At 50.4% G+C, this 17443-nt stretch carries 13 protein-coding genes; 7 read left to right on the top strand and 6 right to left on the bottom strand.

Annotated elements, in window-relative coordinates:
• Window positions 1-644 precede the first annotated feature (644 nt).
• From ACQY8X_RS03450 to ACQY8X_RS03460, 3 genes are all read right to left on the bottom strand, one after another.
• Window positions 645-953, bottom strand: coding sequence for a hypothetical protein (locus ACQY8X_RS03450; protein ID WP_428033745.1), 309 nt, complete (start codon window positions 951-953; stop codon window positions 645-647).
• Between the two features lie 25 nt (window positions 954-978).
• Window positions 979-1398, bottom strand: a complete 420-nt coding sequence (locus ACQY8X_RS03455; protein WP_091358727.1) for a hypothetical protein — start codon at window positions 1396-1398, stop codon at window positions 979-981.
• Between the two features lie 503 nt (window positions 1399-1901).
• Window positions 1902-3176: an MFS transporter gene (locus ACQY8X_RS03460; RefSeq protein ID WP_428033746.1), complete on the bottom strand. Its 1275-nt coding sequence runs from the start codon at window positions 3174-3176 to the stop codon at window positions 1902-1904.
• A 679-nt stretch (window positions 3177-3855) separates the two neighbouring features.
• Between ACQY8X_RS03460 and ACQY8X_RS03465 the strand changes: the two genes are divergently transcribed.
• The 4 genes from ACQY8X_RS03465 to ACQY8X_RS03480 all read left to right on the top strand — a co-directional run bounded on the left by ACQY8X_RS03465 (window position 3856) and on the right by ACQY8X_RS03480 (window position 8282).
• Complete coding sequence (locus ACQY8X_RS03465; protein WP_428033747.1) at window positions 3856-4713, top strand: response regulator transcription factor; 858 nt, start codon at window positions 3856-3858, stop codon at window positions 4711-4713.
• Window positions 4714-4916: 203 nt separating this feature from the next.
• Window positions 4917-5312 (top strand): hypothetical protein, encoded by a 396-nt coding sequence (locus tag ACQY8X_RS03470; protein ID WP_428033748.1) that lies wholly within the window; start codon window positions 4917-4919, stop codon window positions 5310-5312.
• A 343-nt stretch (window positions 5313-5655) separates the two neighbouring features.
• Window positions 5656-6627 carry a LysR family transcriptional regulator gene (locus tag ACQY8X_RS03475; RefSeq protein ID WP_428033749.1) on the top strand — a complete coding sequence of 324 codons (972 nt, stop codon included), beginning with the start codon at window positions 5656-5658 and terminating at the stop codon, window positions 6625-6627.
• A 440-nt stretch (window positions 6628-7067) separates the two neighbouring features.
• On the top strand, window positions 7068-8282 hold the full coding sequence (locus ACQY8X_RS03480) for an MFS transporter (protein ID WP_428033750.1): 1215 nt from the start codon (window positions 7068-7070) through the stop codon (window positions 8280-8282).
• Window positions 8283-8487: 205 nt separating this feature from the next.
• Here ACQY8X_RS03480 and ACQY8X_RS03485 read toward each other — a convergent pair whose 3' ends face one another.
• The 3 genes from ACQY8X_RS03485 to dctP all read right to left on the bottom strand — a co-directional run bounded on the left by ACQY8X_RS03485 (window position 8488) and on the right by dctP (window position 11453).
• A complete protein-coding gene (locus ACQY8X_RS03485) occupies window positions 8488-9813 on the bottom strand; it encodes a TRAP transporter large permease (RefSeq protein ID WP_428033751.1) in 1326 nt (441 codons plus the stop codon).
• A 102-nt stretch (window positions 9814-9915) separates the two neighbouring features.
• Window positions 9916-10437: a TRAP transporter small permease subunit gene (locus tag ACQY8X_RS03490; protein WP_428033752.1), complete on the bottom strand. Its 522-nt coding sequence runs from the start codon at window positions 10435-10437 to the stop codon at window positions 9916-9918.
• Window positions 10437-11453, bottom strand: a complete 1017-nt coding sequence (gene dctP / locus ACQY8X_RS03495; RefSeq protein WP_428033753.1) for a TRAP transporter substrate-binding protein DctP — start codon at window positions 11451-11453, stop codon at window positions 10437-10439. Before dctP ends, ACQY8X_RS03490 begins: the two co-directional genes overlap by 1 nt.
• Window positions 11454-12215: 762 nt before the next feature.
• Here dctP and pta point away from each other — a divergent pair.
• The 3 genes from pta (at window position 12216) to ACQY8X_RS03510 (ending at window position 17178) form a co-directional block, all read left to right on the top strand.
• Entirely contained in the window at window positions 12216-14360 is a 2145-nt protein-coding gene (pta, locus tag ACQY8X_RS03500; protein WP_428033754.1) for a phosphate acetyltransferase, read from the top strand.
• A 388-nt stretch (window positions 14361-14748) separates the two neighbouring features.
• Entirely contained in the window at window positions 14749-15732 is a 984-nt protein-coding gene (locus ACQY8X_RS03505) for a DUF523 and DUF1722 domain-containing protein (RefSeq protein ID WP_428033755.1), read from the top strand.
• A 3-nt stretch (window positions 15733-15735) separates the two neighbouring features.
• Window positions 15736-17178: a cryptochrome/photolyase family protein gene (locus ACQY8X_RS03510; protein ID WP_428033756.1), complete on the top strand. Its 1443-nt coding sequence runs from the start codon at window positions 15736-15738 to the stop codon at window positions 17176-17178.
• Window positions 17179-17443: the final 265 nt, after the last annotated feature.

Here is a 17443-nt window from a genome sequence, read left to right on the forward strand (position 1 = left end):
CCTACGTTGTCCGGACTATGTATCTATTAAACGCCGTGATATTACTGTCAGCCCCTTCGCCAGGTAGACGGTTTCCCCGCCCTCAGACTACTATGAGCTGATCCGACTTCCGGGATGCCTTCGTTCGCCTCGTATTTTACTCAGCAGCCCTACCCATTTCCGTTGGGAGCACGTCCGGATCTCACAAGTTCCTGTCATAACTCTTTATACATGCCACGGTTTGATAACTCCGCCAGTTCGCCACAACCTCGCCTAATCGGTTGCTTTGCATGGACTTCGACTGCGTTATAAGTCTGGTCAACTGAGACTCGCTATTTTCGGAGCAATACCAACACTTCAGGGGCACGGCACCCCCTATGGCCTACATAATTCTCTGTCTACGCTTCACGGTGGTTGTTCATCTGATTGCGTCCTCACGCAGAAAAGTGACTCACTAATCTCAGACTCCGCGCACCGCGCAAGACTCGATACGGGTGAGTGGCTAACTCTTACCCGACAGGGACTTTCACCCTGCAAGTTGTGACAAGCTTCGCTTGTCGCACTAACGCCCAAAGCAGCGGCGAGCGATAGCGAGTCCAGCCCATGCGTTTTTTGCATGGGCGATGCTGCCTTTGTTTGTTAAGTGTTTTTGATAATTACACATGCTAATTTTCTAGAATTTCTTGAACCCAATCATTCCAGCTTTCTGAATTCAGTTTATTTATAACTGTACCGGGGTATTTTGACTGCCACCATAATTGTATCAAGTTGTATTCCTCTGCAGTCAATTCAAATGGTATCCAGCTGTCCATTCTTCCATCTTGATCGCAGGGATCACTCCCTCCCAGGAAAAACTCATTCAGGAAATCTCGTGGTGGAAAATAACCAGATGTTTCAATAATGCCAAATATTCCATAAAGCACCTTTGTATTTTCGGAAAGGACTTTCTTAGCTAGCGCAACTTGATCTTGCACATAATCTCCTTGGACACTTAACGCCTCAATCAGCCGACGCGTTAGCGGTCGGCTGCATTGATTTGTTAGAGCTGCACTCCATAGTAGTTTCGTAAGATAATGGCGTATAGCCACAATATTTTTCCATGAGCTGCAAAAACTCTTTCATTTCTATAAGCGAAGCATTGGTCTCTTCACAGCTAGGAGCAGCGTGCATTTGCATAAAGTAAAGCTCCATTTGGTTTCTGTAGTTTGGCATTACCGAGAACAAATACTTACCGCTTTCATTGCTGGATATTGATAGTTGATTTTCGTTTCCGGGCTCAGCTCTAAGGTTGATGGAAGCAATATTGTTATATACACATTCCCAACCGCCTTCATATGCTGGTTTCACTGGCAAACGCAAACCATGGAGGGTATCGCACCCGGCAATTAAAATCAGTGTGAAAAGTAGTATGTATTTCATAGGAGCTCTAACAGCTAAATATACGACAACGGTTTTGGGGAAATACGACAAGTTGTCGTATATCACTCTGCGATAGATATGTGACGTTGCTACCTAACACACTAAAATAGCGACTAAAATAATCAGAGAGACAAATTCTGAATCTGGGGAAAGACGACAGCCTGTCGTATATCTGCAGAAATGCGACAAAATGAGCCTTCATAAGCGTCATTTTCATTCATTGTCCTTAAACCGGTTGGCACTTGGTCCTTAGTGTCTCAATACTTACATAGATTTCCCCCCTGTGAAAGACTGTTTCTATTCACAGTACAGGGGGGAAATCTATGATAAGTTCTCCGGTTATTGGTCTGCCGCGACAATGATCGATGCCCTGTGGCGCAAACAGGTTATCGCTTTTAGTCAACGTTTAATCCGTCCAACATCGCTCGATAAAAGGGCCTCCACGTAAGCACACTGAAGCCCCGCCCTACCATTAAGATCTGAAACCTAAAGCTGATACCTTGTTACCTATCCTCTTGGGATTCAGCCTCATCCCGGGCATGTTCGGCGGCCCAGGTGCCTGCCGCTTCCACCGCCACCGGCGAGGCGGTGGGTAACACAGACAGGTAACTTTCGGTCTCGTCCACCGGCACCACCGAGCGCTTGCTCATGTGATACAGCGCATACAGTGCATAGAGCGCGATGGCAGTAAAAGTGGCACACAGCACCAGCCAGAAGGTGAACGGGCCAAACGTTTCCATCCCCCAGCCGGTTACTAATGGGCCGGCGATAGCACCCAGTCCGAAGGTAAAAACCAGCCCCCCGGAGGCCGCAGGCATATCCTCTGCATCAAGATAATCATTGGTATAGGCCAGCAACAGCGCATACAGCGGCGTTGTCACCCCTCCGGCGAAGAAAGCGGCCACCATCAGTGACCACAGAGCGCCACCGGTAACCCATCCCAGCAAGCAGGATACAACACCAATAAAAGCAGCCCCGCAGATCAGCTTGCGCCGATCCATGCGGTCCGAAAGCCAGCCAATGGGGTATTGCAACACCAGCGCCCCGGCGAACAGCATCGCCACAAACAGTGATATCTGCGTTGCTGTCAGCCCGATCTGGGTGCCGAGGATGGCGGCCATACCTGATTGCGTGGCGTAGACGATGCCCAGCAGAAATATTCCCACGGTGCCCAGCGGTGAGCCCTTAAAAAGATCACGCAGGGACATCGGTCGCGCAACCTCTGCCGCAGGGACTGAGGTCGCCGACAGAAGGATAGGCGCAAACGATATTGATACCAGAATCGAGGCGCCAATGAAGAGCACGGAGGTGCCCGCATCCCCCAGCGTCAGTATCCCCTGCGCGCCAATGATACCCAGCGTCTGCGCGATCATGTACGCTGACAGCACCGTGCCTCTGGTCTCATTAGTGGCGGCGTTATTCAACCAGCTCTCGGCGGTGACATAAACCCCGGACATACAAAAGCCGATCAGCACCCGTAGCACTGTCCAGGCCCAGGGATCGGTTAATAGCGGGAATGTGATCAACGCCGCGGACATGAAACTGCCCAGCGCCGCAAAAACACGCACATGCCCCACCCGCCGGATCATCAGCGGCGAGATACGTGCACCCGACAGAAACCCCATGAAATAACCTGAGGTAACGATGGCCAGTTCCAGAGCAGAAAACCCCTCGATGCCGCCACGCAGGCCGATCAGGGTGAAGTGCATACCGTTGCCCAGCATAATGAACACGATGCCAAGCAGCAGAGGCCAGACCCTGGAGAGTACTTGAATCATATAACGTCCTTACTAAGCGTTTCGTCTATAAAATACGGCAGCACTGTATTTCTGATGCTAAAACGCAGTTTTTTTTAAGCGAGTGCCGCGCACATAGTTAAGCATCGTCACAGATACCTTAAATTGACCAACTATAGAGAGCCTAGGGTAATCAACCCCAATGCTCTTTCACATTCACGACCAGACTTGACACACTGACGACCTGTTTACATGGCCAGCTAAACCTCTACTGACCGCTATTTTTAACAATTCGATCAGAGGCTATAACGGCTAATCGTTGGCGTCACCTAAGCATAGACCAGCTTAAAGACACGGGAGCGACACGGGTAGACATGTTGTGCCCTTACTGTTTTTCGGTGAATCGGGTTTGACCTACCCGCATCAGTGAACAGAAGCAAACGGGTTAACAAACACTCTACCAATCCGGTTGATGAATTTTTTTGCCAGGCGGCGACTTGATCTTTGCATCTCCGGGAACGGGTCGCGTCTTTGTAGAAAGACTTAAGTAAAGGCAGGATAAGTCCACAAAAGGGCTGCTTTTCAGCAATAGTAGTAGGCAAAACAGGCTTTTATAGAGGAAAATGACTTCTTTTGCTTTCAGCCAGTGAGCCCCTTGTCTCCACACAGAAAGCAGGCTTTAATTAGCCATTCCAAACATTGTTGATTAAGGTTTGCTGATTTGTCGAAGTTCCATCGTGTAGCTAAACAGCCCCTTATGCTGTGGCATGATGCCATTGCAGGTATTATCACCCACGGGGTGAATGATGAAGCCGTTGATAATCTGATGGATACCCTGCGCCGGATCGTTGATGCGGATGGCAGCTCTCTGATTGTCTATCCTGAGGGCCGACAGCCCTACTGCCCATCGCGTAAACGCCGTAAAGGGGAAGACCCTCGCATCCATATCGATCAGTATCTGGAGAGTGCTTACCTGCTGGACCCTTTCTATCGTCTTGCTGCAGACGGGCCCGCTGAGGGGGTATACAACCTTGCGGATGTCGCCCCGGATGGCTTCAAACAGAGTGAGTTCTATCGGGTATACTACCGGCTGGTTAATTTTGGTGACGAGATCTGCCTGATTATCCCCACCGAAAATGCCAGCATCCAGGTGTCGATCAGTCGTCAGGACAACAAACCGAAGTTTACCGCGGCCCAGCAAGGCCTCATCCAGCGGGTTTTTTCTACCGTCAAGGCGATTCTGCTGAAGTGGTGGAGCCTTTCTCAGAAAGTACAGAAAGACCATTTTCTCGACTCGCATCTGGAGTGTGCGCTAAGCAACTTCGGCAGCTCAGTACTCACCCAGAGAGAAACCCAGATATTGCAGTTGATATTGCGCGGTTATGCGGTGAAATATATCGCCGAGAAACTGGAGATCAGCCCGGAAACCATTAAACACCATCGTAAAAACATCTACGCTAAGCTGGACATTAATTCCCAGGCGGAGATGTTCCATCTGTTTATTGATTCACTGCGGATGATGACGCCAGATTCGCCGCCGGACCCTCTGTCAGACTATCTGCGACCGCCCGGACGCTAGCCTGTGGCAGGGCAATAAGGCTACGAATCGACATATCCCAGAGCGGCGGGGTAAAGAATTGATATCGGTTTTGCCTGCCCCGCCATAACGCCAGCCTTACTGACGACTATTACTGCTTTAACTCGCAACAGCTATACTATCTTTCACTGTGTCGTAACTCATTAACGTGCTTCAATAGGCGGACTAAGCTAAGGGAGGCGGTCATGTCATACCAATACACCATCACGGAATGTGGTGACTATCTGCGCGTTGAGGTGCATGGGTCAAGAAGTGGAACAGACGTTACCCGCGAGTCACTGAACATGTGGCAGATCGTAGCACAACAGTGTCAGCAAAAAGGTATTAATCTGATACTCGCCGTGTTCCATCTGTCAGGGAGCCGGGACATTATGGATACCTTTAACATTGTCGAAGGCGTTCAGGAATGGTTATGGCCGGAATTAGCCATCGCCTATGTTGATATGAATGCCGAAAACAGCAAAGAGAATACCATTGTTGAGCACTTCGCCATGATGCATGGGATAAACTTCCGCATCTTCTTCAATGAAGACGAAGGCCTCAGATGGATCAAGGCGATGTATTCCACCCACCGGCACTGACTCGCAGCCCATAACCTGAAGCCTGAAACTAACAAGCCGCTCAGACAGCGGCTTTGTTGCAAGCAGGCTGTGCCAGTTAAACAGCAGGTTGGACAACCAACGCGCGATTGATGCTGCTTTTCCCGGCTTGTTCAGCGCAAAGATAAAGATATACAGCATATAGATACCGGCAGGCATCAACCCGGTTGCAAACAACTTACCCACTGATTCCCGTGCCAGCAACGTATAGACAATCATCAGTACGCTGGCGGATGATGCCAGAATAAAAGGCTCCCAACTTAGAGATGTTTTCCGTATTTTATTGGTTACACTGTCAATATTGTTAGCGTGCTTAAGGCTGGGTATGAAAGTAGAAGAGATTTATCGTCGGGATTTAAATCTGTTAGTCGCGTTGCAAGTGCTGGTTGAAGAACGCAGTGTCAGCAGAGCTGCAGCTCGTTTAAACCTGAGCCAGTCAGCGATGAGTCGGGTTCTGGGGCGATTGCGCAGTTTGCTGGCTGACCCTTTATTTACACGCCAGGGGCAGAATCTGGTGCCTACAGAGAAAGCGTTATCAATGAATAGCGCTTTAGATGAACCTATTGAGTCTCTGAGGCAGCTCTTATCTCCTTTTGATTTTGCCCCCAGCTCTTGTGATCAAACCTTCACGATTCTAACCACAGATTATGCAATGCAAACGATTTTCCCCTTTGCTTTACCTCGCATATATCAGGAAGCACCTAATGTCGCGTTTGAGTTTTTGCCACTACAAGAAGAGCACCTGAAAGAACAACTGACTTACGGCCGGGCTGACTTAGCTATTTGCCGCCCAACTTACTCTATTGAACCATTACAGTACGGAGCACTGGGCCGTGTTGGGGTATCGTGCCTGTTATCTAAACAACACCCGCTAGCGAATAAACAGATGTGTCTGGATGATTATTTGAATTTCCCTCATGCCATGATTGCCATTAGTGACGGGGTTAAATCTCTGATTGAACGGGCACTGGAAGATAAGCCTGAACGACGCATGGTTCTGAGGGCATATCATTTAGAAGCTGCGCTGGCGATTGTGGATACCATGCCATTAATTATCACGGTACCTGCCGATTTAGCCTACTTAGTTTCAGAGCGTTATGAGCTGATCGTAAAACCGCTGCCCTTTCATTTTACACCGTTTGATTATTCCATGATCTGGCACCCTCGCTGTGAACATTCACCGGCACAAGAATGGTTGAGAAGTGTTGTAAAAGAAGAGTGTAGCAAGCTAATCGCTAAGCGCGTGGTAGAGATGGGACTGGATACAGAAGCGGATGCTACCGCTGCGCCTGGTTAATGATCCAAACAGGGGGAGTCTGTCATAAGTGCATCTTCAGCATCCGCACATATTAATAGACGCGGTAACATTCAGCATGAAGTTACCTTACGGCTCAACTGCACCGCCGACTCCCCGATGCAGAGCTATTCCCCATAGCTAATTTAATCTATGTATAATTTGCATAGATCACTTCCCTTTTTATCATTTGAGTCGCCTCTAAATACTCTCTACACTTCGCGCCCATCTCATCGTTGAGCGCATATCAGCACTTGTTTCCATCCACTTTCGCTCAGGCACTGAGGCTGCTAACTATGTTGCGTCTGCCATTAGTTTTTATCTACCGCTTACCAGGCGTTAGAGAGAATCGTGGCAGTGCAAGCCATAAACCGTGGCGGTCACCAACCCATAGTCGTCACTGAAAAGCACCCTCATACCCCGGGCATTTTTAAGAGCAATTTATGTTTACTTTCCGGTTTCCATTCCTGGTTTGGCTGGGTATAGGGATTTTGATTACCAGCCTGGGGATCAGGCAATCTTTTGGTATTTTCATGATGCCTGTTTCCGACTACTTCCACACGGGACGTGAGTTCTTCAGCTTTGCCATTGCATTGCAAAACTTGCTTTTTGGCGCGTTCCAGCCATTTGTGGGTATGGCCGCCGACCGTTGGGGGCCGAAGCGCATCATCATTTCAGGCGCTATCGCTTACGCCCTGGGTCTGTACTTAACCTCGATCACCGTCGAACCGACCATGATCTACCTATCACTGGGGATGCTTGTAGGTCTTGGCTTAAGTGCCACCAGCTACGTGATCGTACTGGGTGCGATAGCCAAAGTGGTGCCCGCGGAGCATGCCGCTAAAGCCTTTGGCCTGACCACAGCTGCCGGGTCATTTGGCATGTTTGCGATGATCCCCGGGACGCAAACATTGTTGAGTATTTATGATTGGCAAAGTGCCATGCAGATATTCGCGGTCATGTGTAGTTTTATTGTGGTGTTTGCATTATTCATCAATACGGCAAAGCAAGAAACAAAGACCGCACACACAGTACACGAAGACCTGCAAACGCTAAAAGAGGCGTTGAAAGAAGCGTTTACCCACAAAGGATACTGGTTGATTCATATTGGCTTTTTTGTGTGTGGTTTCCATGTCATGTTTATCGCCACTCACCTTCCCAGCTATGTGTTAGATAAAAACCTGCCTGCCTCAGCAGCGGCTATGGCACTGGCTTATGTGGGCATTTTTAACATCATGGGGTCATACTTCTGGGGCGTTATGGCAGACCGCTATAGCAAACATTATGTGATGTCGGCGCTGTACTTCGTGCGCACGGCGGTGATTGCTGCTTTTGTGTTAATACCTACCACAGAACTGACTGCTGGTATCTTTGGCGCGGCTATCGGTTTTTGCTGGTTAGGAACAGTGCCCATTACATCGGGCTTAGTTCGTCAGATTTTTGGATCTCGTTACCTGTCGACCCTGTATGGATTGGTGTTTTTCTCTCATCAGGTAGGCAGCTTTTTGGGAGCATGGACCGGTGGTGTTATCTATGATTATTACGGCTCATACGAACCCATCTGGTGGTCAGCGGTCGTGCTGGCGTTTATCTCTGCATTGATTCATCTTCCAATCAATGACAAACCCGTCCCACGTTTAAGGATGACAACAGCGTAATCCTGACAGGCTTCTCAGACAGGATGTCGGGAGTCTCCTTCTGTGATTCATCTCTATCACCCGCAGCGAGTGAGCCCACTCGATGGCGCAATGGAGTTCACTTAAGCATTGGAGCCCGAGCCGGGCTTGTCAGAAAATCCGATGTCATCACTGACATCGGATTTTTGAACGACTTTTTAAATGCTTCAATCACACCCTTTCATCATCAGGACCCGAATATAAGATTCGGTAACCAAAGCGCAATTTCAGGAAAGATCACCACCAGCGCCAGACCAATGATCTGCAGAATAATAAACGGGATCACCGCCTTATAGAGATCGTAGATGGTGATCGACGGCGGGGCCACCGAGCGCATATAGAAGAGGTTATAGCCAAAGGGCGGCGTCAGATAAGCGGTCTGCATACTGATAATGAACAGCACAGCGAACCATACCGTATCGAACCCCATCTCCTGCACAATCGGCACAAACAGCGGTACGGTGATAAAGACGATAGCAAAATCATCGAGAAACATCCCCAGAACAAAGTAGGTTGCCAGCATCGCCACAATCACCAGATAGGGTGACAAATTGGAATCCTGAACCAGCTCGGTGATCAGCATTCCCGCACCCAGACCGATATAGATCTTGCTGAAAAACACCGCTGCAATGGTAATCCACAGTAACATCCCCATCAGCTGAGTGGTGCTCATCAGCACCTCTTTGAGCATTTTCAGGTTCAGCGTTCGATAGAGTGCCGCGCAGACCAGTGAACCCGCCGCACCAATCGCCGAGGCTTCTGAGGGCGAGGTCACCCCCCCGACAATACAGCCCAGCACAGTGGTAATCAGTGCTCCGGGAAGAATCAGGGCTTTAAGTGCTTTGAGTTTATCAATCGCCCCCAGTCGCTCAGAAAGCGAGATAGACGGCGCTTTTTCCGGGTTTTTCAGCGCAAACAGGAAGATATACAGCATATAGATACCGGCGAGCATCAGCCCCGGCATCATCCCTGCGGCAAACAACTTACCCACCGATTCCCGCGCCAGAAACGCATAGACAATCATTAAGACACTGGGTGGAATCAGGAAGCCTAACGCCCCTCCGGCCATAATCGTGCCGGTCACCAGTTTTTTGTCATAACCACGATTAAGCATCGACGGCAAAGCAATAATACCCAGACTCACCGTTGCCGCACCCGACACCCCCGCCATCGCGGCGATAATGGCACAGATAACCACGGTTCCCATACCCAGACCTCCGGGTATGCCCCCCATGAGCTTATTGATCATATCAAACAGATCATCGGTGATACCGGAGCGCTGTAACATCAGGCCCATGAAGATAAACATCGGCAAGGCAACCAGCAGGAAATTATCCATCGCCGAGAAAGCGCTGGTTGCCAACAATTCAAGTCCGGCAGGCCCCCACAGAAAATACGCTGAACCGGTGCCGACCGTCAGCAGCGCCCAGGTTAACGGGGCCCCCATCGCCAGCAGAATCAGCATCGAGAAGAACATGCCAAAGGTAACCACTAAGGGATCGAGATCTAACACAAATACACCTTCGCTTAAATGATGACTGACCAGTAAGCAAGCAGATTGCCTACCGGTTCAGATAGAGGGAGCTACAGAGCCGTAGCCGGAAAACAACCCGAATCAGACTTGCGCGTCTGGCTGAATCCCGATCGCTACCATAAAGCTGCGAATCAGCGCAGCGATGCTCTGCAGAATCATCAGCCCCACCGCCAGGGGTAGCACAGACTTAAAGGGATACACGACCGGCCCCCAGGTACTTTTAGAGGACACCTCTCTGATCGCCCAGGAATCGGCAGCGAAGTTGAAGGTTATGTAAAAGAACACTGAAAACACCACCAGACCGATCAGGCCGGTAATCACATCCAGCACGGCCCGCCCCCGCTCAGGGAACAGGTTATAGATCACTTCACTGCGTACATGGCCATGATGTTTATGGGTATAAACCCCCGCCAGTATGCAGAAAGTGCCGTACAGCATGGTGGTCGATTCGTGCGCCCACGAGGTGGGGCTGTTAAACAGATAACGCGCCGTCACCTCGTAGCAAAGTCCTGCAATCATGGCCAGACACAACCAGCAGAAGGTCCGGCCAACCCACTCAGATACCCGGTCCTGAAACGCAAGATATTGAGAAAGTGTTGCCATCAGACTCTCCCGGTCGCCTTAGCCGTCGCAGTAATGGCCGCAATCGCTTTAGCATTGCGTGGCGACTTAGCCGCTTCCTCTTTCCAGACATCCATGGCTGCAGCGGTGAGCGCTTTAGAATCCGCTTCAGGCAGAGATGCAAACTCGAAAATCCCCTCGCCGTTTACATCCAGACAGCCGTTGACGTTCCAGGCATGCATATTCACCGCGTGCTTAGCGGTAGCCAGTTCCAGAGCTTTCTGCTGATCTTCAGACAGCGATTCCCACTTCTTCATATTGATCAGCATACCGTCGGCATAACCTGGGTTGATCATGTTCAGGTAGGTATAATATTTAGCAGACTCGTGCAGTTTCAGTGCTTTATATTCCAGTGATCCACCATAGATCACGCCATCAATGGCACCGGTAGACAGGGCGACATAAAGCTCCTGACTGGGCAGATAAACGGTTGGGATATCAAATTTTTCCAGAATACCGGCAACCGTTGCCGTGGCGCGGATCTTCATGGTTTTCAAGTCTTCGAGGCTTTTCACCGGCTTAGTTGTCAGCAGATCGTAAGGGCCGCCAAAAATGGCGCCCAGATATTTAACCCCTTTCTCGGCATAGGCCTCTTCCAGCAGCGCGGTCAGGCCCTGCTTCTGGTGCAGGTAGATCGCTTCATCATAGCTGGCCCAGGCACCGGGAATACCCGACTCAATCTTGGCTATATCCAGCTGACCCGCCCAGTAACCGGCATATCCCTGACACATATCCAGGGTGCCTTTGGACACCGCATCCAGCATCTGATCATTTGGCACCAGCTCTGAACCACGAAAACGCTGAATGCGCACACTCTTGTCAGATACCGCTTTAACATCATTAGCAAACATTTTGTAAAGCTCATCAGTCTCTGTACCGTACAGAGTCTGCATCCGCAAACGAACATTGTCGCCGGCCTTCACAGCAGTGGATGACAGGGCCAGTGGTGCAGCAGCAATACCGGTTGCCGCCGCTTTAAGCAGATCTCTTCTCTTCACTATCTCTATTCCTTTTATTATTAAGTCTTATGGCTCAGGCTTTCCGTCATTTCACAGCCAATCTATTAGTTGACTTTTGCTGCAAAACACCTGAATAACGGATCTACCACCCAAGGGGTAGATGTTCGTTATTTTTAACATCACAAAGTAAAAATAGGAAGCAAGTCTGTTCATAAAAAAGCAACACAAACGATAAGCGTGCTTTTTTCCACCCGGCTTAAGCCGTTTATAAAAACACCGACACGCCGGTGAATTTTTACGTAATACATTGTTTTAATGATATAAATCAGTAAAAAACCGTGGCATCTATGCCTTAAAGATGGGTTTATCAGCTTCAAACTTTCTAAGACTACCCTTTTCAGGGGATAACTTTGTTAAATATTAAGAACAGCTATCAAATTATTGAATTTAACAGGCCGTCGCCATTAATAACTATATTTCGCACACTTTTTGATCGCCTTTATTCACTGACCGGCTTAATAAGTCGCTGATAGTGAGCATCAGCCAGGGCAACCTCAGTGATAAACGGTTTAATCCAACAATTTGGGGCCTGCATTCACAGCGGCCTGTTCAGCCCTCCTCTATCTGAGTAATAAAGTTAAATCTAAGAGCTGTAATTTTTTCCGCCAACCCCGTAGAATCGACAGTCATACCAGTCGATAACAACTCTTCCAGATCTGGTTCCTTTTTTAATAATGTGATTCACTCCCGAATTAAGTGCCGGGAACGAACTAAGGTCATTAACGACCCTAAGGAACTCTGATGTCTCAAGCATTACTCCTCGCGCCTACTGGCGTCGGCGCAGGTCTTACTACCGCTGTACTGGGCCTGTTTCAGGCGATGAACCGCCAGGGAATTAAAGTTCATTTTTTTAAGCCGATAGCCCAGGGCAATGGCAATCTCACCGACACAACCATTGCCATGTTACAAGGGGACTGCACCTCTCCGATCGCTGAACCGGTGCCTATTCGTGACGTTGAGAAGCTGGTCAGCCAGGATAAAGGCAACCAGGTTTTGGAGCAGATTGTTGCCCGTTATGAACAAAGTCTGCCAGCCGATAACGAGGTAGTGATTATTGAAGGGATGGTACATACGGAAAGCCAGCCCTATGCCACCCGTATCAATAAGGAGATAGCCAAAGCGCTGGATGCTCAAGTGGTACTGGTTGCCACTCCGGGGAACGATTCCGTAGAGGCCCTGCAGGATCATATCGACATTACTGCACGGGCATACGGTGGCATCAAAAACAAACAATTGCTTGGCTGCATTCTCAGCAAGCTGGGCGCCCCGGTTAACCGTGAAGGGCATATGCAGCCCTTTCTGAGTACCAGCAACACCGTCACCCACAGCCTGACTGAGGAGGTGATTCGCGAACACGCAACGATCTTCAACCAGCAGTTTCGACTGCTCGGCTGCATTCCCTGGAACCGCGACCTGATTACTCCCAGGGTGAAAGATATCGCTGATTATCTGAATGCATCGATTATCAATACCGGCGATATCGCAACCCGTCGGATCAGCAGAATCACGATGTGTGCCAGAACGGTGGCAAATGCCGTAAATGAACTACGCCCCGGCACCCTGGTGTTCACCCCCGGTGACCGGGACGATATGATCGTTGCGGCCTGTATGGCGGCAGTGAACGGCGTCGAACTGGCGGCACTGGTGCTCACCGGTGGATTCACCCCCTCAGCGGCAGTACTCAAGCTGTGCGCTGGCGCCTGCGAGTCTGGCCTGCCAATCATTAGTATCCCTCTGGATAGCTGGCAAACGGCGATGACCATGACCCAGCTAAACCAGGAAACCCGGGCGGATGACCTGCCCCGTATTCGCGATATTAAAGAAGCAACGGCGGCCCATATTGACCGCGAGTGGCTGGCCACACTGGTGGATTGCCATTACCAGCGTCGCCTCTCACCACCCGCTTTCCGTTATCAGCTCATCAAACGGGCCCGCCTGGCGAATAAGGTTATTGTACTACCCGAAGGTAACGAGCCTCGCACCGTTAAAGCCGCGGTGATTTGCGCCGAAAGAGGGATAGCCCGCTGTGTGCTGCTGGGAAATACCAAAGAAATTTTGCAGATTGCCAAAAATCAGGGGGTGATACTCAACGACAATGTCACCATCAGTGATCCTCAGCTCATCCGCAAGGACTATATCGACCGGCTGGTCGAACTGCGTCGTCATAAAGGGATGACAGCGATTATCGCCGAAGAGCAACTTCAGGATAATGTCGTGCTGGGTACGCTGATGCTGGAGATGGGCCATGTAGACGGTCTGGTCAGCGGCGCCGAACACACCACCGCTAATACCATCCGACCACCAATGCAGCTGATTAAAACCGCGCCCGGTTGCGACCTGGTTTCATCAATCTTCTTCATGTGTCTGCCAGAACAGGTGCTGATCTACGGTGACTGCGCTATCAACCCGGATCCCAATGCAGAACAGCTGGCGGATATTGCCATCCAGTCAGCCGAATCAGCCATCGCTTTTGGCATCCCTCCCCGGGTGGCGATGATAAGCTATTCCACTGGGGGCTCAGGCCAGGGCGCTGACGTTGAGAAAGTTCGGGAGGCGACCCGCATCGCCCGGGAGAAACGTCCGGATCTGCTGATTGATGGCCCGCTGCAATATGATGCAGCCGTGATGGAAAGCGTAGCAAAATCAAAAGCACCGGGCAGCTCAGTTGCCGGACAAGCAACGGTGTTTATCTTCCCTGATCTCAACACCGGCAATACCACCTATAAGGCGGTGCAACGAAGTGCCGATGTGATCAGCATCGGGCCGATGTTGCAGGGTATGCGCAAACCGGTCAACGACCTGTCACGGGGAGCTCTGGTAGATGACATCGTCTTCACCATCGCCCTGACCGCTATTCAGGCGGGTGCTGGCGACAGCAACAGCTAAAGGAGTGCTAAGCGAATCAGGGAAAATTCAGCTAAAAAAAAGCCGCTGTAGACTACAGCGGCTTCAAAGAGGTCAATTAATATTCAAACTTGCGGGATGAAAAAATTGGCCACAGCAGTGAACATCATCGGAGAAGCATCGTAAAGTATGTAGTATCTGAGTGAGAGAGAGCAGATAATCAATACAAACTGACTAATACCCGATTCAATTACTCGGCCATTATATATAACCAACCAATTCAGTCAATCTTTTTGTCTGTTTTTTAACCACATTGTCCCCCTCCCATTTACGCCATCTCAGAGCACACCACTTGCTCAGCAAAACGGTTTGATCTGTTGTTACAGTTATGACGTAATAATCGAAAATCCGTTATTACTGAGGAGCCATTATGAATCGGATATCCGAAACAACCGATATACCCGTTGGCATCAGCGCTTGCGTTATCGGAGAGCAGGTTCGCTTTAACGGAGGCCACAGCCAGTCACGTATCTGTCAGAATCAACTGGCAAAACATTTCAAATTTCAGCCATTCTGTCCCGAAGTCGCTGCCGGGTTTGGCATCCCCCGGCCAACAATGCGCCTGGCGGGTGATCCGCATAATCCACGTCTTATTTTCTCCCGCCCATTGCCGGACTCAGCAGACCCGCAGCAAAATCTGAGCAAACAACTCATGGATGCCTGTCAGCCGATGTTGCAACGGTGCGAGCAACTAGATGGTTTTATCCTGAAAAAGGACTCCCCAAGCTGCGGCATGGAGCGGGTTAAAGTGTACCAGGCTTCCGGACACCCCCATGAGCAGCGTAGCGCCGGTCTCTTCGCCCAGGCAATGATGGCGCGTTATCCCAATCTTCCCATTGAGGAAGACGGCAGGCTGAACGATGCACAACTGAGGGAAAACTTCGTGATGCGGGTGTTTGCGCATCATAACTTTCGTAAAGAGGTCGCGGAGCAACCCAGCTTTCACAAGCTGTTGCAGTTCCATAGCAGCTATAAATATCTGTTGATGGCGCACAACCAGACCGCCTATCGCGAACTGGGTAAAATGCTCGCGGTTGCTCACGACAAGCCATTGGATCAACTGTTGTTGACCTATCACCAACAGTTCATGGCTGCAATTAATAAACCGGCGTCCCGCGGGTCACACTGCAACGTCATGCAACATATCATGGGCTATCTGAAACAGAGTGTTGAAAGCTCAGCCCGCCAGGACATTCTCAACGTATTCGAACAATACCGCCTGGGTGAGGTTAATCTGGTCACGCCAATGACTCTGTTATCGCACTATATCAACCAGAATGGCAGTGAATATATCCGTGCTCAGCGCTATCTGGAACCCTATCCGGCGCACCTTGGCCTTCGCAATCAGGTATAAACGTTGACTACAGCTATCATCGTCTGGCTTCGCCATGACCTCAGACTGGCGGATAACCCTGCACTGTTTTATGCCGCTCAGCAAGGCAGGGTTATTCCTGTATATATTGACGACACCTCCCAGCAGGACAGCTGGGCACCCGGTGCTGCCAGCCGTTGCTGGTTGCACCACAGTCTTGACAATATGCATCAACAACTTAATGGCCAGCTGAGGCTATTCAAAGGCAACCCTGTGGACGTTTTAACACAGCTGGTTAACGACACCGGAGCGAAAGCAATTTTCTGGAACCGCTGCTATACCCCCCACGCAATCGCCCGGGACAGCCTGATTAAGCAAACCCTAAAAAGTCAGGGTGTGGAGGTCTTCAGCTATAATGGCTCACTGCTGTGGGAACCCTGGCAGGTGAGCAAAGGCGATGGCACCGCTTACAAAGTATTTACCCCGTTCTATCGCAACGGTTGCCTGAATGCTGCACCACCGGCAGAACCCCTTTGCAGACCTGAGCTGACACTGTTTAACGAACCCATTCCACAGCAGCTCAGCCTGACCGAACTGGATCTTCTTCCTCATCACCCCTGGAAAAATCGCATCACCGATCACTGGGATATATCCGAAGATGCAGCCTGGCGACGGCTGCAACAATTCACTTCAGAGCGGCTCAGAGAGTATCAGGACGCCCGGGATATTCCCTCACTGGAGGGAACCTCAACCCTGTCACCCTACCTGCAGTGGGGACAGATATCGCCTCGACAGATCTGGTATTACAGTCAACAGCGGGGTAACCAGCCCGGCCTGGAAGAGGCGCTGGATACCTTTCTGAAGGAGCTCGCCTGGCGCGAATTTTCTTACTATCAGCTATACCATAACCCGGCTATGACCACGGAAAACCTGAATCAGCGTTTCAACCAATTCCCCTGGAAACACGAAGCAAAACATTATCGCTGCTGGCAGCAGGGACGCACCGGCATCCCCATTATCGATGCCGGAATGCGCGAGCTGTGGCAGACCGGCTATATGCATAACCGGGTACGCATGCTGGTGGGCTCCTTTCTGGTGAAGAATCAACTGCAGCACTGGCATCACGGCGCCCGCTGGTTCTGGGATACCCTCGTCGATGCCGATCTGGCCTCCAACAGCACCAGCTGGCAATGGGTGGCGGGGTGTGGCACAGACTCAGCCCCCTATTTCAGAATCTTCAACCCGGTGACTCAGGGGCAGAAATTCGATCCGGATGGCCACTATGTACGGCGCTATCTGCCAGAGCTTAAGGCGTTACCGAGCCGCTACATACATTGCCCCTGGAGCGCCCCGGACGGGGTTCTCAATCAAGCGGGTGTGGTATTAGGATCAAGCTATCCATTACCCATTGCTGACCTTAAGGTTACACGTCAGGCGGCACTGCAAGCCTTCTCTTCACTGCATGAACAGCCTGAAGAGAAAAGTTAAGCGCGGCAGTAAGCGCTTATAAAACAATTGCTCCGCGGTCTCACTGCGCGCCTTTACTCTGGGTGATCTATCGCATATCTTTGATAGAGTCTGTATCGCCAGGGTTAGGCTAATGTATAACCACTATTTCGGACTGACCTCATCACCATTCGCGATCGCTCCCGATCCGGGTTATCTCTATATGAGCGCCCAACACCGGGATGCTTTGGCTCATCTGCTGTACGGCATTCAGGGAAACAGCGGTTTTGTCATGCTCACCGGAGAG

The organism is Amphritea sp. (genome assembly GCF_050300915.1).
Lineage (GTDB): Bacteria > Pseudomonadota > Gammaproteobacteria > Pseudomonadales > Balneatricaceae > Amphritea.

Bases quoted from the DNA above. Each gene is read 5' to 3' on its own strand.
- ACQY8X_RS03455 (WP_091358727.1), bottom strand. From the start codon at position 1,398: ATGAAATACATACTACTTTTCACACTGATTTTAATTGCCGGGTGCGAT.
- ACQY8X_RS03505 (WP_428033755.1), top strand. From the start codon at position 14,749: ATGAATCGGATATCCGAAACAACCGATATACCCGTTGGCATCAGCGCT.
- pta (WP_428033754.1), top strand. From the start codon at position 12,216: ATGTCTCAAGCATTACTCCTCGCGCCTACTGGCGTCGGCGCAGGTCTT.
- ACQY8X_RS03470 (WP_428033748.1), top strand. From the start codon at position 4,917: ATGTCATACCAATACACCATCACGGAATGTGGTGACTATCTGCGCGTT.
- ACQY8X_RS03480 (WP_428033750.1), top strand. From the start codon at position 7,068: ATGTTTACTTTCCGGTTTCCATTCCTGGTTTGGCTGGGTATAGGGATT.
- ACQY8X_RS03490 (WP_428033752.1), bottom strand. From the start codon at position 10,437: ATGGCAACACTTTCTCAATATCTTGCGTTTCAGGACCGGGTATCTGAG.
- ACQY8X_RS03460 (WP_428033746.1), bottom strand. From the start codon at position 3,176: ATGATTCAAGTACTCTCCAGGGTCTGGCCTCTGCTGCTTGGCATCGTG.
- ACQY8X_RS03475 (WP_428033749.1), top strand. From the start codon at position 5,656: ATGAAAGTAGAAGAGATTTATCGTCGGGATTTAAATCTGTTAGTCGCG.